At 65.0% G+C, this 15,270-nt stretch carries 12 protein-coding genes; 9 read left to right on the top strand and 3 right to left on the bottom strand.

The features are described 5' to 3' along the window. Positions 1 to 4: 4 nt before the first annotated feature. Positions 5 to 1,042 carry a PstS family phosphate ABC transporter substrate-binding protein gene (locus C7I85_RS17135; protein ID WP_106725222.1) on the bottom strand — a complete coding sequence of 346 codons (1,038 nt, stop codon included), beginning with the start codon at positions 1,040 to 1,042 and terminating at the stop codon, positions 5 to 7. A gap of 338 nt (positions 1,043 to 1,380) precedes the next feature. Continuing rightward, a complete protein-coding gene (locus C7I85_RS17130; protein WP_106725221.1) occupies positions 1,381 to 4,638 on the bottom strand; it encodes a PAS domain-containing hybrid sensor histidine kinase/response regulator in 3,258 nt (1,085 codons plus the stop codon). A gap of 177 nt (positions 4,639 to 4,815) precedes the next feature. Between C7I85_RS17130 and C7I85_RS17125 the strand changes: the two genes are divergently transcribed. After that, entirely contained in the window at positions 4,816 to 5,064 is a 249-nt protein-coding gene (locus tag C7I85_RS17125) for a hypothetical protein (protein ID WP_106725220.1), read from the top strand. Positions 5,065 to 5,071: 7 nt separating this feature from the next. On the opposite strand, the gene C7I85_RS17120 is transcribed toward C7I85_RS17125, so the two are convergent. Further along, the gene (locus C7I85_RS17120) at positions 5,072 to 5,998 is read right to left on the bottom strand and encodes a LysR family transcriptional regulator (protein ID WP_106725219.1); all 927 of its coding nucleotides are present in this window, start codon (positions 5,996 to 5,998) and stop codon (positions 5,072 to 5,074) included. Positions 5,999 to 6,089: 91 nt separating this feature from the next. Between C7I85_RS17120 and C7I85_RS17115 the strand changes: the two genes are divergently transcribed. The 8 genes from C7I85_RS17115 to C7I85_RS17080 all read left to right on the top strand — a co-directional run bounded on the left by C7I85_RS17115 (position 6,090) and on the right by C7I85_RS17080 (position 15,222). Further along, positions 6,090 to 6,899 (top strand): phytanoyl-CoA dioxygenase family protein, encoded by an 810-nt coding sequence (locus C7I85_RS17115; protein ID WP_106725218.1) that lies wholly within the window; start codon positions 6,090 to 6,092, stop codon positions 6,897 to 6,899. A gap of 206 nt (positions 6,900 to 7,105) precedes the next feature. Beyond that, positions 7,106 to 8,167, top strand: coding sequence for a dipeptidase (locus tag C7I85_RS17110; protein WP_106725217.1), 1,062 nt, complete (start codon positions 7,106 to 7,108; stop codon positions 8,165 to 8,167). Between the two features lie 139 nt (positions 8,168 to 8,306). Continuing rightward, a complete protein-coding gene (locus C7I85_RS17105) occupies positions 8,307 to 9,950 on the top strand; it encodes an ABC transporter substrate-binding protein (RefSeq protein ID WP_106725355.1) in 1,644 nt (547 codons plus the stop codon). A 19-nt stretch (positions 9,951 to 9,969) separates the two neighbouring features. After that, positions 9,970 to 11,037 (top strand): ABC transporter permease, encoded by a 1,068-nt coding sequence (locus C7I85_RS17100; RefSeq protein ID WP_106725216.1) that lies wholly within the window; start codon positions 9,970 to 9,972, stop codon positions 11,035 to 11,037. Next, complete coding sequence (gene nikC / locus C7I85_RS17095) at positions 11,034 to 11,951, top strand: nickel transporter permease (protein WP_106725215.1); 918 nt, start codon at positions 11,034 to 11,036, stop codon at positions 11,949 to 11,951. The genes C7I85_RS17100 and nikC overlap by 4 nt, the downstream gene beginning before the upstream one ends. Next, on the top strand, positions 11,948 to 12,781 hold the full coding sequence (locus C7I85_RS17090; protein ID WP_106725214.1) for an ABC transporter ATP-binding protein: 834 nt from the start codon (positions 11,948 to 11,950) through the stop codon (positions 12,779 to 12,781). The genes nikC and C7I85_RS17090 overlap by 4 nt, the downstream gene beginning before the upstream one ends. Further along, positions 12,778 to 13,527, top strand: a complete 750-nt coding sequence (locus C7I85_RS17085; protein WP_106725213.1) for an ABC transporter ATP-binding protein — start codon at positions 12,778 to 12,780, stop codon at positions 13,525 to 13,527. The genes C7I85_RS17090 and C7I85_RS17085 overlap by 4 nt, the downstream gene beginning before the upstream one ends. Before the next feature lie 180 nt (positions 13,528 to 13,707). Beyond that, positions 13,708 to 15,222, top strand: a complete 1,515-nt coding sequence (locus C7I85_RS17080) for an ATP-binding protein (RefSeq protein ID WP_106725212.1) — start codon at positions 13,708 to 13,710, stop codon at positions 15,220 to 15,222. Positions 15,223 to 15,270 lie beyond the last annotated feature (48 nt).

The following is a 15,270-nucleotide window of genomic DNA, read 5'->3' as shown; positions in this document are numbered from 1 at the left end:
ATCATTACATGGTCTTGCCAGCGTCGAAAGCTTCGCGCTGTTCCTTGCGCTCGCTCTCCGGGGCAGCAACCAAACCATACTCGGCCAGCGGGCTGTCCGGACCGATCATCTGGTCGTTCAGGAAGAAGTCGACATATTCCTTCAGGCCCGGAACGACGCCGAGGTGAGCCTTCTTGACGTAGAAGAACAGCGGACGCGACACCGGATACTCGCCCTTGGCGATGGTCTCGGTCGACGGCTTGACGTCGGAGACGGTGGCGACCTTCAGCTTGTCGGCGTTGTTTTCGTAGAAGGAGAGGCCGAACACGCCGACGCCGGTCTTGTTGGCATCGATGCGAGCCAGGGTCTCGGTGTAGTCGCCGTCGATGTCGATGGCCTTGCCGTCCTTGCGGACCGCGATGCAGGTCTTGGCGGCAGCCTTGTCGTCCTGGCCGGCGGCCTTGATGGCGTCGAGCGCGCCGGTCGACTTGCAGCCGGCCGCGAGCAGCTTCTCTTCGAAGACTTCACGGGTGCCGTGCTTCTCGCCCGGGATGTAGGCGGCGATGTCCCAATCGGGCAGGTTCGGGTTGACCTGGTTCCACTTGGTGTTCGGGTTGGCGACCAGCTTGCCGTCGACGACGATCTGGGCGGCCAGGGCCTTGTAGACGTCGGCAGGGGTCAGCGCCCAATCCGGACCATTGATGTCGGTGGCGAAGACGATGCCGTCATAGCCGATCCTGACTTCCTGGATGTCCTTGACGCCGGCGTCGGCGCAGGACTTCACTTCGTCGTCCTTGATCTTGCGCGAGGAGTTGGCGATGTCGATGGTGTTCTCGCCCACGCCCTTGCAGAATTCCTTGATGCCAGCGCCCGAACCGCCCGACTCGACCACCGGGGTCTTGAAGTTGGTGAAGGTCTCACCGAAGTTCTCGGCAACGATCTTCGCATAGGGCAGCACGGTGGACGAACCGGCGACCTGGATCTGGTCGCGGGCAGCGGCGTAGCCTACGGACGCGGCAAGCGCGATCGCAGCGGCCGACGCCGTGAGGAAAAATCTGGTCATGAACCTGGCTCCTGTCGGAAATGGTCTTGCAACGCTTTCTCGCGTCGGGAGGGGCTTACCGCCGGTTTGTAACAGTCACATGACAGTTTGGTGTCAGCCAGGTAACGGCTTCCGACATCGAATTCGGTCCAGCCGCGAGACGCTCCGACTTGAGCGGAAGAATCAATCATTTAGCCGGACAGGTGCACACCCGCAGGTTGTTTTCCGGGCCGGATTCTTTTTATCACAGGCTTGTGTTCGCCTTTGGCGAGGCCGCCAACCGGCAGGCCTCGCAGAGCGGTTTTTGACAGCTTATTTCCCGCTCGGGCTCCGGCTAAAGGGCAAGGCTCGTCTCGGCATCAGCCGGCGGCGCGTTCTTCATCGTCCTCAGCCATCCAGCGCTCCAGCTTTTCGAGCAGCGCCTTGGGGCTGATCGGCTTGGAGAGATAGTCGTCCATGCCCGCCTCCAGGCAGCGTTCGCGATCGCCCTTCAGCGCATGCGCGGTGACGCCGACGATCGGCACATGACGGCCGGCGGAAGCTTCCAGCTCGCGGATCGCGCCCGTCGCCTCGAGCCCGTTCATCTCGGGCATCGAGACGTCCATGAGGATCATGCGCGGGTTCATCTCGCGATGGGCGGCGATTGCCTTGCGGCCGTTGCCGACGATCTCGAAGGTGTAGGCCGTCTCGCCCAGGATCTGGGTGAAGACGAGCTGATTGACCTCGTTGTCCTCGGCCACGAGGATATCGACCGCATGGCCTTCGGCCCGCATCGCCGGGCGGCGTGGTCGCGCGGCGGCAGGCTGCGGGGCCGGCGTGGCCACAATAGTCACGTCCGGCTTTGCCGCTATCTGCTGCGGCGCGGCCGCCGCGCGGTTGCGCTGGATGGTGGTGACGAGCGCCTCGAGCAGAGTCGATGAGCGCGCCGGCTTGATCAGCTGCGCCTCTATGGCGAGGTCGCGGTAGCTGATCTGAGCCAACGACTGATCGACCGAGGTCAGCATGACGATCGGGGTCCTGGCGATCGCCGGCGTGGAGCGTACGATGCGCGCCATTTCCGCCCCGGTCATGCCGGGCATCTGGAAGTCGAGCACGATGCAGTCGACCGCAACGCCGATCGAAGCGGCCGCATGCAGTACCTTGAGGCCTTCGGGTCCGCTCTGCGCGGCGCAGGCGTCAAAGCCCCAGGAGGCCATCTGCTCCAGCAGGATCGCGCGGTTCACCGCATTGTCGTCGACGACGAGGACGCGCGCACCGGTCACGTCGATCGGCGTGGTGCGGCGCCCTTCTGGCCGGCCGGCATTGGGCAGGGAAAGCGTGAACCAGAAGGTCGAGCCCTTGCCCTCGGTGCTTTCGACGCCGATCTTGCCGCCCATCAGATCGACGAGCCGCGAGGTGATGGCAAGACCGAGCCCTGTGCCCTCGTGCCGGCGCGTGGACGAGGAATCGACCTGGCTGAACTTGTCGAAGACAAGATCGAGCTTGTCGGACGGTATGCCGATGCCGGTGTCGGTGACCGCAATGTGCAGATTGGCGACGCCATTCACCGTCTCGCCGGTCACATCGATCAGCACATGGCCGGCATCGGTGAACTTCACCGCATTGCCGACCAGATTGGTGATGATCTGGCGGATGCGGCCGACATCGCCGACGAAGAGATCGTTGAGGCCCGGCGCGACGTGAACGATGAGCTCGAGGTCCTTTTCCTTGGCCCGCGTCGAGACCAGCGTCGCGACGTCCTCGATCGCTTCGGCGAGGTTGAAGGGCGCAGGGTCGAGCACCATCTGGCCCGCGTCGATCTTGGAAAAGTCGAGGATGTCGTTGATGATCGTCAGCAGCGCATTGCCCGACTTGACGATGATGTCGGTAAATGTGCGCTGCTTGGGGTCGAGATCGGACTTGGCCAGCAGTTCGGCCATGCCGAGCACGCCGTTCATCGGCGTGCGGATTTCGTGGCTCATATTGGCCAAAAATTCGGACTTGGCGCGGTCGGCCAGCACGGCGCGCCGCTGCGCTTCCTGCAGTTCCGTCTCGCGCTGCTTGAGTTCGGTAATGTCGGTGCTGGAGCCGATGAGATGCACCGAACCGTCGCCGGAAATGAGCCGGCTTTTCTTGGCTATGAGATGGCGGACGGTGCCGTCGGGATGCGTCAGCGTTTCCTCGACCTCGTTGAGTTCGCCGCTGCGCAGCACCTCCAGGTCACGCTCGGCAAAGCCCTGCCCCTCGTCGCCGAAGAAGTCGCGGTCGGTGCGGCCGATGGCCTCTTCCTTGGTCTTGCCGCCGAAGCTGCACCACAGCTGGTTGACGAATTCGAAGGCGAGATCGGCGTTCTTGACGTAGGCCGACACCGGTAGCTCGTCGAGCACATGGCGGTAGAGCTCGATCTGGCGCATGCTGTCGCGCAGCGCCTTCTCGCGCGTCTTCAGCTCGGTGATATCGACGCGCACGCCGATATAGTTGCCGTCCTCTGTGCGTGTGTCGAAGGCTTTCAGCCAGCGGCCATCTGGATTGAGGCGCTCCGAGACGACATGCCGGGCGTAGTAGCGCCCCATGTAGCCCGTTATCCAGGCTTCGCGGTCGGTATCGTAGAGCGCGTCCAGAACCGTATCGCCGGTGTCCCGGAAATAGCCCGCATCGTGCGCCAGCTCGATTGCATAGCGCAGCGGACGGCCATGAACCCAGGCGTCCTGCATCAGGGGCAGGCCGTCCTGCAGCATGCGGTTGGCCAGCACAAAGCGGTCTTCGCGGTCGTAGATGATGACGCCGGCCGGCAACGATTCAAGCACATTGGCCAGCCGCAGCCGCGCTTCCTCGGCCTCGTTCTCGCGCGTCTTGATCTCGGTGACGTCGAACAGGAAGCCGGCTACATAGTTCTGCTTGCCATCGGGGCTGATGCGTGTCTTGCGCACGATGCGCGTCCGCGTCCTGCCCTTGTGGGCAAAACTCTGCTCGACCTCGAAAAGCTCGCCGGTCGCCAGAACCTGCCGCTCGGTCCCCTCGTAGCGCTTGGCATCTGTAGTGTCGACGAATTCGCGATAGGTCCGGCCCAACATCTCCTGCGGCTGGCAGCGGAACAGCGACGAAAAGGCCTCGTTGACGAAGACGAAGCGCAGCTCCGAATCCTTGACGAAGATCGGGTCCTTGATGCCGTTGATGACCACCTCGGCAAGGTGCGCCTTGTTCAGCGCATCCCCCAGCTGCGTCTCGCGGTCCTTCATCTGGGTGATGTCGTAATAACTGACGAGCCGCCGGCCACCGGAAAGCGCCGTCACCGAATAGATCAGCGTGCGGCCGTCGGCGCGCTTGAACTCGCGCGGCGCCACATCGCCTGCCCGGATCTCAGCCATCCGGTGGGCGGCGTAGCCCTCCCACTCTCCGTCGGCGACCGTATAGACGCCGTCGTAGCGGCTGATCTCCAAGAGCGCCAGGAACGGCGAGCCCGCGCCGACATCCTTCGGCGACACGTTCCAGATGCGGTAGAATTCCTTATTGACGATCTCGGCCCGCAGTTCGGCATCCAAAAGCACGACGCCCATATTCATGGCGTCGAGCACACGTGCCAGATCCGACTGCGCTCCTCCAAGCGCGGGCGATCCTTCGACGCCTGCCATATCCATCATGTTTCCCCCACCCCGCCACGTCGCGGCCGAACCACCACGACGGGCGGTTGTGGCAATTCTGTCGCACAAGCCTTAACGATTGGCTAACCTTATTGATTTGCCGCCGAAGCGTGCGGACCGCATTGCCGTTGGCGAAATCGGCCATAATTCATCAGGCAGGAAGGAGAGCCGTCCATGCCGAATGCCATGCCGATCGCCACCGCGCCGAGGAACGGCAGCAAGGTCCGCGTCTTCTGGACCGACGCCGACGGGCAGGAGAACGAATCCATCGCGCAGTACCGCTCGGCCGAAATGCTGCATGCGCTCGGCGGCGATAGCGACGCCAACGATATCGGCTGGTGGGCCTTCGTCGATTCCCATACTCAAAGGAAGATCGAACCGCATTCGTGGAAGCCGCTCGACGGCGGCGACGATGACGAATAGCCGGCCGTCAGCTCGCTTCCTCAACGGGCGAAAACGGCTCGCGCTTTGAAAACCAGTCCTTCGCTACCTCGATGAAGGCGGTCGCCGCCTTCGACAGCCGTTGGCGCGCGTCATGGGCAATGATGATGCGTTGCAGCGGCACCGGCTCGCTGAGCGGCCGACAGACGAGGCGCTGGCCGTCATAGCTGCGGTCGACCGCCGGCCGCGTATAGGAAATGGCCACGCCGAAACCGTTCGCCACCATGCTGCGCTGCAGCTCGAAGGATCGCGTCTTGGCGGCCACCGCTGGCGCGTGACCGAAGGCACGGAACAGGTCCAGCATATGCTGCCAGCTGTAGGGCTGGTCGGTCACGATCAGCGGCTCCCGGGCCAACTCGGCCAGGCTGACCCGTTCCAGCCGCGCCAGCGGATGGCTGGCTGCCAGCAGCGCATGCGGCGCCAGCTCGCTCAAGAGGACGCGCGCCGCGTTGATCGGCAGGCCGAGATCATAGGTCAGCGCTATATCCACCGCGGCCTCGCCGAGCCGCTTTTCCAGCGTCTCGAAGCGCTCCTCGCTCACGCTGATGCGCACGCCCGGATGCAGCTCGGCCATGCGCCGGATGAGTGCCGGCGCAAAATGCGGCGCCAGGTCCTGGAAGCAGCCCAGCACCAGATCGCCGCCCACCGCCGCCTTGCCGCGCGCCAGGGCATCGAGATCGTCGACATCGTCCAGCACGACCTTGGCCTTCAGCATGAAGGCCTGGCCGAACGGCGTCAGCGCAATACCCGCGCCGCGCTGGCGCACGAACAGTTTTTGTCCCGTCCGCTCCTCGATCTGGCTGATCGCCACCGAGACCGAGGGCTGTGAGACGTTGAGCTCGCGAGCGGCTGCGCTGATGCTTTCATGGCGCGCCGCCGCCACCGCATAGCGAAGCTGGCTCAGCGAGTAACTCATATGAAATGCCTATATTTGACATCAATACTTATTATTTTAACCGATGACGAAGGCGCGCGATAGTCAAGGCAGTTTCAAAGCGGAGAAAGCCATGAAGCCCGCCCCATATTCCCTCAGCCCCGAAATCATCGCCGACTACCAGCGCGACGGCGCCGTCTGCATCCGCGGCGCCTTCAAGGACTGGGTCGATGTCATCGCCGAAGGCATCGAGCGCAACATGCGCGAAAGAAGCGCCACCGCCGTCGATATTGCGGGCGGCGTCGGCAGCTTCTTCGACGACTACTGCAACTGGGAGCGCATCCCCGAATTCGTGCAGGTGGTGCGCGAATCGCCTGCAGCCGCGATTGCCGCAGGCGTCATGCAGTCGCAAACCGCGCAGTTCTTCCACGACCATGTGCTGGTCAAGGAGCCGGGCACGCAAAAGCCGACGCCCTGGCACCAGGACATCCCCTACTATTTCGTCGACGGCAGCCAGACCGTCAGCTTCTGGATTCCGATCGACCCGGTGAAGGAGGCGACGTTGCGGCTCGTCGCCGGCTCGCACAAATGGGACAAGCTGGTGCTCCCGGTTCGCTGGCTCGACGACAGCAACTTCTATGCCGGCGAAGGCGACTATCGCCCCGTGCCCGACCCGGACAACGACCCGGCAATGAAGGTGCTGGAATGGGAGATGGAGCCGGGCGATGCCGTGCTGTTCGACTTCCGCACCGCCCATGGCGCGCGCGGCAACCCGGCCTCCAGCCGCCGCCGCGTGCTGTCGCTGCGCTGGGTGGGCGACGACGCCCATTATGTCGAGCGCCCCGGCCGCACCTCGCCGCCCTATACCGGCCACGACATGAAGCACGGCCAGAAGCTGCGGGAAGACTGGTTCCCGGTCGTCTGGGACGCAAGCGCCGCCTGATTTTCTGACGCAACGGCACCCGGCCCTGCCGGGTGTCTTCCGTTACGGCAGATTGTTACTGTGCGATTCTTGCCTCTTGATCTTGCCCGATCCTTCTGCATTGATCGGCCCCCGAAAAGGACCGCCACCCCTTTCAAATACGCCGACCGCGAATGCGGCAAACGGCGGGGCGATAATCTTGGGCGGTCCTCAGACCGGGGTTTTTGATGCACGCTGTTTTCGACGGCCATAATGACGTCCTGCTGCGCCTGTGGCAGAACGAGAAGAAGGGTGGCGATGCCGTCGCCGAATTCACCGAAGGAACCGACAAGGGTCATATCGACCTGCCGCGCGCCAAGGCGGGCGGGCTCGCCGGCGGCCTCTGCGCCATCTACATCCCCTCGGGCGATCTGGTGCTCAAGGAGCCCGATGCCGACGGCCACTATGTGACGCCGCTTTCGGAGCCGCTCGAACGCGCGCCCTCGCTCGACATCGCCATGGAAATGGCCGCGATCGCACTGCGGCTTGAGCGCGCCGGCAGCTGGCGGCTGTGCCGCACCATGGCCGACATCGACAACGCGCTCGCCGACGACAAATTCGCCGCCGTGCTCCACATGGAAGGCTGCGAGGCGATCGACGCCGACCTCACCGCGCTTGAAGTGTTCCATGCCGCCGGCCTGCGCTCGCTCGGCCCGGTCTGGAGCCGCAACAACATTTTCGGCCACGGCGTTCCGTTCGCCTATCCGATGAGCCCCGACACCGGCCCCGGCCTCACCGACATCGGCCGCGAGCTGGTCAAGGAGTGCAACCGCCTCGGCATCCTCATCGACCTGTCGCACATCACCGAAAAGGGTTTTTGGGACGTCGCCGAGCTTTCCGACCAGCCGCTGGTCGCCAGCCACTCCAACCCGCATGCGCTGGTTCCTGTGGCCCGCAACCTCACCGACAAGCAGCTTGACGCGATCCGCGAGAGCAAGGGCCTGGTCGGCCTCAACTTCGCCGTCACCATGCTGCGCGCCGACGGCCGCGAGAACGCCGACACGCCGCTTTCGGACATGGTGCGCCACATCGACTATCTCGTCGACAAGCTCGGCATCGATGGCGTCGCCATCGGCTCGGACTTCGATGGCGCGCTCATTCCGCGCGAGATCAGCACCGCCGCCGGGCTCCAGAACCTGGTCGACGCCCTGCAGAAGGCGGGCTATGGCGGCGCCGAGCTTGCCAAGCTCTGCCGCGAAAACTGGTTCCGCGTGCTGCGCTCGGCCTGGCACGACACCGAAAATGCTTGAACCACTTCCCGCGGGAGATTGTTTTTTCCCGCAGGAAAGTGATTCATCCAGGAGTGGAACCCGATCCATGTCGACGCGGCTCGGCATCGATCAGGTTCCAGACAACAACACTTCGTCACACACGGGGGAATTCAGAGACATGTTTATGGGAAAAATGAACGCGCGCTTCCGTCCGCTGCTCGCGGGCGCGGCGCTTGCCATGATCGCCTATGCCGGCTCGCCGGCTTTGGCTGGCACGCCGGCCGACACGCTGGTGCAGGCCTGGGCCATCGACGACACCATCACCCTCGACCCGGCCGAGTCCTTCGAGCTCAGCCCCGCTGAATTCCTCGGCAACGCCTATGACATGCTGGTGCGCCTCGACATCGACGACACCACCAAGGTCAAGGGCGGCGTCGCCGAAAGCTGGACCGTTTCCGACGACGGCCTGACCTACACCTTCAAGCTCAAGCCGGGCCTCAAGTTCGCCTCCGGCAACCCGATCACCGCCGAGGACGTCGCCTGGTCGTTCGAGCGCGCCGTCAAGCTCGACAAGAGCCCGGCCTTCATCCTCACCCAGTTCGGCCTCACCAAGGACAACGTCACCGAAAAGGCCAAGGCCGCCGACGAGAACACCTTCGTCTTCACCGTCGACAAGTCCTACGCACCGAGCTTTGTGCTGAACTGCCTCACCGCCACCGTTGGCGCGGTCGTCGACAAGAAGCTGGTGCTGGAGCACGTGGCCCCGGTCACGCCGTCCGACGACTACAAGTTCGACAACGATTTCGGCAACGCCTGGATGAAGACCGGCTATGCCGGCTCGGGCCCGTTCAAGATCCGCGACTGGCGCGCCAACGAAGTGCTCGTGATGGAGCGCAACGACAACTACTACGGCGAGAAGGCGGCGCTCGCCCGCGTCATCTATCGCCACGTCAAGGAAAGCGCGACCCAGCGCCTGATGCTCGAGGCCGGCGACATCGACATCGCCCGCAATCTCGAGCCGGGTGACCTTGAGGCGGTTTCGAAGAACGCCGACCTGGCCACCACCAGCGCGCCCAAGGGCACCGTCTATTACATCAGCCTCAACCAGAAAAACCCGAACCTCTCGAAGCCCGAAGTTCGCGAAGCGTTCAAGTATCTGGTCGACTATGACGCGATCGGCTCGACCCTCATCAAGGGCGTCGGCGAGATCCGCCAGACCTATCAGGCCAAGGGCGTGCTCGGCGCTCTCGAGGCTTCCCCGTACAAGTTCGACGTCGCCAAGGCCAAGGAACTCCTGGAAAAGGCCGGCCTGAAGGACGGCTTCTCGGTAACCTTCGACGTGCGTAACAGCCAGCCGGTCACCGGCATCGCCGAATCCTTCCAGCAGACCGCTGGCGAGGCCGGCGTGAAGATCGAGATCATCCCCGGCGACGGCAAGCAGACGCTGACCAAGTACCGCGCCCGCAACCACGACATGTATATCGGTCAGTGGGGCATGGACTACTGGGATCCGAACTCCAATGCGGAAACCTTCACCTCGAACCCGAACAACGCCGACGACGGCACGGTCAAGACGCTGGCCTGGCGCAACGCCTGGGACATTCCGCAGCTGACCGAGCAGACCAAGGCTGCCCTTCTGGAACGCGACAGCGCCAAGCGCGCCGAGATGTACCAGAAGCTGCAGCAGGAAGCGCTCGACAACAGCCCCTTCGTGATGCTGTTCCAGCAGACCGAGGTCGCCGGCGTGCGCGGCAACGTCAAGAACTACAAGCTCGGGCCGAACTTCGACTCGAACTTCCTCGCTCCCGTGACCAAGGAATGACCCGGAAGGGTCCAGTCCGTTGAGCAGCACGGAAACGCAACAGACGGCAGGGCGCGCCAAACGGCGCGCCTATGCCATCGCCGCCTCGGTCGCCAGCTTCCTGGTGATCGTGGTAACCACTTATCTCGGCCTCCTGGCGGTCACCTTCTTCATCGGCCGCGTCGTGCCGATCGACCCGGTTCTGGCCATCGTCGGCGACCGCGCCCCCGCCCATGTGATGGACCGCGTGCGGGAGGAGATGGGCCTCAACCTGCCCTACTACCAGCAGTTCTTTATCTATGTGAAAGGCGTGCTGTCGGGCGATTTCGGCACCTCGGTGCTGACCACCAATCCTGTGATGACCGACATCCGTCGCGTCTTCCCCGCCACCATGGAGCTCGCCACCGTCGGCACCATCATCGGCGTCGCCTTCGGCATTCCGCTCGGCGTGCTCGCCGCCGTCAGGCGCGGCAGCCTTGCCGACCAGGTCGTGCGTGTCATCGGGCTCGTCGGCTATTCGGTGCCGATCTTCTGGCTCGGGCTGCTCGGGCTTCTGGTGTTCTACGCCCGGCTCGGCTGGACCGCGGGTCCCGGCCGCATCGACGTGGTGTTCGAATACACCTTCACCCCGATCACCGGCTTCTACCTGCTCGACGCGATCCTCAATCGCGACTGGGCGGCGTTCCGGGACATCTTCGCCCACATCATCCTGCCCGCAGCCCTGCTCGGCTATTTCTCGCTGGCCTATATCAGCCGCATGACGCGCTCCTTCATGCTGAACGAGCTGCATCAGGAATACATCGTCGCCGCGCGCGCCAAGGGCCTGTCCGAACGGCGCATCATCTGGGGCCACGCGCTGCGCAATGCCGCCGTGCCGCTGATCACGGTGATTGCGCTGTCCTATGCCGGCCTGCTCGAGGGCTCGGTGCTGACCGAATCCGTCTTCGCCTGGCCGGGTCTTGGCCTCTACATCACCAACTCGCTGCAGAACGCCGACATGAACGCGGTGCTCGGCGGCACGATCGTGATCGGTTCGGTCTTCATCGCCATCAATCTTCTTTCCGACGTGCTCTACCGCATGCTCGACCCAAGGACGCGCGCACGATGAGCGAACTTGCAATGTCCCGCCGCGAATGGCTGCTGACCGACAGGCCGCAGTCTCGCACGCAGGCCCGGCTCGGCCGCGCCTATGTCACCTGGCGCCGATTCACGGCCAACAAGCTGGCCGTCATCGGCATGCTGATCATCCTGGCGCTGATCTTCGTCGCGGCCTTCGCGCCGCTTCTCGCGCCCTACTCGCCCTATATCGGCGACCTGGCCAAGGCGCGCCTGCTGCCGCCGAGCGCCGAGCACTGGCTGGGGACCGACGGCCAGGGCCGCGATATCCTTTCGCGCCTGATCTACGGCTCGCGGCTCACCTTGCAGGTGGTTGCGCTGGTCGCGATCATCGCCGCGCCCATCGGGCTGCTCGTCGGCACCGTGGCCGGCTATGCCGGCGGCTGGGTGGATGCGGTCCTGATGCGCATCACCGACATCTTCCTCGCCTTCCCCAAGCTGGTGCTGGCGCTCGCCTTTGTCGCGGCTCTCGGGCCTGGCATCGGCAACGCCATCATCGCCATCGCCATCACTTCCTGGCCGCCCTATGCCCGCATCGCGCGTGCCGAGACGCTGACGGTCCGCAATTCCGACTACATCTCGGCCGTGCGTCTGATGGGCGCCTCGCCCTGGCGCATCGTGCTGCGTCACATCATGCCGCTCTGCATCTCGTCGCTCATCGTGCGCGTCACGCTCGACATGGCGGGCATCATCCTGACCGCCGCCGGCCTCGGCTTCCTCGGCCTCGGCGCGCAGCCGCCGCTGCCCGAATGGGGCGCCATGATCGCCTCGGGCCGTCTCTTCATCCTCGACCAGTGGTGGGTGGCCGCCATGCCCGGCGTCGCCATCCTCGTCGTCAGCCTCGGCTTCAACCTTCTGGGCGACGGCCTGCGCGATGCGCTTGATCCGCGGGGGAACAGCCAATGAGCACGCTTCTCCAAGTAGAAGACCTTCGCGTCTCCTTCCCCACCCGCACCGGCCTGGTTCAGGCCGTGCGCGGCGTCTCCTTCTCGCTCGGCAAGGAGCGGTTGGGTATCGTCGGCGAATCCGGCTCCGGCAAGTCACAGACCGGCCGCGCCATCATGGGCCTGACGGCGGAGCACGCCCAGATCACCGCCAAGAAGCTCGACTTCAACGGCATCGATCTCCTGAAGGTATCGACCGCCGAGCGGCGCGCCATGCGCGGCAAGCGCATCGCCATGATCTTGCAGGACCCGAAATATTCGCTGAACCCGGTGATGACCATCGGCCGCCAGATCGTCGAGGCGCTGCGTGCGCACGAGCCGGTGGGCGGCGCCGAGGCGCGCCGTCGCGCGCTGGAAATGCTGGCCGCGGTGCAGATCCGCGATCCCGAGCGCGTCTTCAACCTCTACCCGCATGAAGTGTCGGGCGGCATGGGCCAGCGCGCCATGATCGCCATGATGCTGGTGGCAGGCCCCGAACTGCTGATCGCCGACGAGCCGACCTCGGCTCTCGACGTCACTGTGCAGCTCGAAGTGCTGGGCATCCTCAACCGGCTGGTGGCCGAGCGCGGCATGGGCCTGATCTTCGTCTCGCACGATCTCAGGCTGGTCTCGTCCTTCTGCGACCGCGTCATCGTCATGTATGCCGGCCGCATCGTCGAGGAACTGCCCGCCTCGCGGCTCACCGAAGCCGAACATCCCTATACGCGCGGCCTGCTCAACTGCATGCCCAAGATCGGCGCCGACCGGCACCCGCTGCCGGTGCTCGACCGCAAACCGGAGTGGGCGCTATGACCTCGGCTCTTTCGATCGACAAGCTCCGCGTCGCCTTCGACGAATTCGTTGCGTTGAAGGACGTCAGCCTGGAGGTGAAGCCCGGCGAATCCTTCGGCCTGGTCGGCGAATCCGGTTCCGGCAAATCGACGCTGCTGCGCGCGGTGGCCGGCCTCGCGCCCGTCACCGGCGGCAAGGTCGAGGTGAACGGCAAGCCGCTGGGCGCCAAGCGCGACAAGGCCTTCTATCGCCAGGTGCAGATGGTGTTCCAGGACCCCTATGGGTCGCTGCACCCGCGCCAGACGGTCGACCGGCTGCTCCTAGAGCCGCTCGATATCCACGGTTTCGACGACACCGAAAGGCGCATCGTGCGCGCACTGGACGAAGTAGGCCTCGGCTCCAGCTTCCGCTTCCGCTATTCGCACCAGCTGTCCGGCGGCCAGCGCCAGCGCGTGGCAATCGCCCGGGCACTGATCCTCGAACCGTCCATCCTGCTCCTCGACGAGCCGACCTCGGCGCTCGACGCCTCGGTGCAGGCCGAGGTGCTGAATCTGCTCGAACAGGTGCGCGCCGCCCGCAAGCTCACCTTCGTCATGGTCAGCCATGACCTCGCCGTCGTCACCCATATGTGCGACCGGCTGATGGTGATGCAGCACGGGCGCGAGGTAGAGCTGCTGTCGTCGGCCGACCTTGCCGCGCGCAAGGTGAACCAGGACTACACGCGCAGCCTGCTCACCGCCAGCGAAGGGTATCGGCGCAGCGCTTGAGCGCTGCGCGACCTTTCACCTGTGGGTTTCAGCCGCGGGCTTGCGCAACCGCCCTGCCAGAATGTTAAAGAAGGCCTGCGCTTGCAGGGCTTCAGGTGAGTCTCTCGCGCTTCACCACGCACGCCCCGCGGGCGAACCGTCGAAAACCAGAAAACTCGTCCGATGCGTCGAGGAGGCGCAATGAAGGTAGGCATTGACATAGGTTCGGGACCCAACGGAACCGCTGCAATGCTCGACCTCGAGGAATTGCTGGCGACCCGCCTGCTCGTGCAGGGCAATTCGGGCTCGGGCAAATCCCACCTCCTGCGCCGCCTGCTCGAACAGAGCGCGCCCTGGGTGCAGCAATGCATCATCGATCCCGAGGGCGACTTCGTCTCGCTGGCCGACAAGTTCGGCCATGTCGTGGTCGATGCCGCGCGCACGGAAGCCGAGCTCACCCGCATCGCCGCACGTATCCGCCAGCACCGCGTTTCGGTCGTGCTCAACCTCGAGGGCCTCGACGTCGACCAGCAGATGCGCGCCGCCGCCGCCTTTCTGGGCGGCCTGTTCGATGCCGAGCGCGACTACTGGTATCCGGTTCTGGTGGTGGTCGACGAGGCGCAGCTCTTCGCGCCCGCCGCAGCCGGCGAAGTCGCCGACGACGCTCGCCGCCTGTCGCTGGCTGCCATGACCAATCTGATGTGCCGCGGCCGCAAGCGCGGCCTGGCCGGCGTCATCGCCACGCAGCGCCTGGCAAAGCTCGCCAAGAACGTCGCCGCCGAGGCGTCGAACTTCCTGATGGGTCGCACCTTCCTCGACATCGACATGGCCCGCGCGGCCGACCTGCTCGGCATGGAAAAGCGCCAGGCGGAAATGTTCCGCGATCTCGGCCGCGGCCATTTCGTGGCGCTCGGTCCCTCCATCGCGCGCCGGCCGCTACAGGTCACCATCGGCTCGGTCGAGACCGCCGCGCGCTCAACCAGCCCCAAGCTGATGCCGCTGCCCGAGACCGCACCCGAAGACGCCAGCGATCTGATCTTCACGCCTGGCCCGGAGGAACGGCGCCCGATGGTCAAGCGCACGCCCACGCCGCCTCCGCCGACGCCCACGGCCGACATTCTCGCGCAGCTTTCGCAGCCCAAGCCCGCGCCTGAGGCGCCAGCCGAGCCGGTCTTCGCCATCATCGACGAGGCCGACCGCGAGGAACGCATCGAGCTGGTGCTGAAGGAGATACTGGAGGATGCGGATTCGTCCTTCCGCTCCGACGCCATCCTCTATCAGGATTTTCTCGTCCGCTGCCGCATCCGCCGCGTGCCGGGCGATCCCCTGTCGCTGCCCGCATTCCGCCGCAGGCTTGCCGTGGCGCGTGCCGGCGTCGACAACAACACCGCTTCCAGCGATACCTGGCAGCAGGCGCTGGAGCTTTCAGCCACCGTGCCAGAGGACGTGCAGGGCGTGTTCCTCATCGTCGCGCAGGCCGCTGTCACAGGCGCCCCCTGCCCCTCGGATGCGGCGCTGGCGCGCGCCTATGGCACCCACTCCGCGCGGCGGGCGCGGCGCGTGCTCACCTATTTCGAGGAGCGCGGGCTTCTGGTGGTACGGACGGATTTTCGCGGCAACCGGGTCGTGGCCTTCCCCGATCTCGACTGCGAGACCGCGCCTGGCGATCCCAATCTTCCGGACGATCTGGCCGACGAGCAGTTCGCCGCCGAATAACAGCCTATATCAGCCCCCGGCTTCGCGCAGGCGGCTCAGCGCCTCTTG

Source organism: Pseudaminobacter soli (ex Li et al. 2025) (assembly GCF_003012705.1).
In the GTDB taxonomy this organism is placed as follows: domain Bacteria; phylum Pseudomonadota; class Alphaproteobacteria; order Rhizobiales; family Rhizobiaceae; genus Pseudaminobacter; species Pseudaminobacter soli.
The sequence above is the reverse complement of the archived record's forward strand: the minus strand, read 5'-3'. Positions and strand labels throughout refer to the sequence as shown.

Coding starts and splice junctions, on each gene's coding strand:
- C7I85_RS17090 (WP_106725214.1), top strand. CDS start 11,948: ATGAGCACGCTTCTCCAAGTAGAAGACCTTCGCGTCTCCTTCCCCACC.
- C7I85_RS17125 (WP_106725220.1), top strand. CDS start 4,816: ATGCCGAATGCCATGCCGATCGCCACCGCGCCGAGGAACGGCAGCAAG.
- C7I85_RS17115 (WP_106725218.1), top strand. CDS start 6,090: ATGAAGCCCGCCCCATATTCCCTCAGCCCCGAAATCATCGCCGACTAC.
- C7I85_RS17120 (WP_106725219.1), bottom strand. CDS start 5,998: ATGAGTTACTCGCTGAGCCAGCTTCGCTATGCGGTGGCGGCGGCGCGC.
- C7I85_RS17105 (WP_106725355.1), top strand. CDS start 8,307: ATGTTTATGGGAAAAATGAACGCGCGCTTCCGTCCGCTGCTCGCGGGC.
- nikC (WP_106725215.1), top strand. CDS start 11,034: ATGAGCGAACTTGCAATGTCCCGCCGCGAATGGCTGCTGACCGACAGG.
- C7I85_RS17130 (WP_106725221.1), bottom strand. CDS start 4,638: ATGGATATGGCAGGCGTCGAAGGATCGCCCGCGCTTGGAGGAGCGCAG.
- C7I85_RS17080 (WP_106725212.1), top strand. CDS start 13,708: ATGAAGGTAGGCATTGACATAGGTTCGGGACCCAACGGAACCGCTGCA.
- C7I85_RS17085 (WP_106725213.1), top strand. CDS start 12,778: ATGACCTCGGCTCTTTCGATCGACAAGCTCCGCGTCGCCTTCGACGAA.
- C7I85_RS17135 (WP_106725222.1), bottom strand. CDS start 1,042: ATGACCAGATTTTTCCTCACGGCGTCGGCCGCTGCGATCGCGCTTGCC.
- C7I85_RS17110 (WP_106725217.1), top strand. CDS start 7,106: ATGCACGCTGTTTTCGACGGCCATAATGACGTCCTGCTGCGCCTGTGG.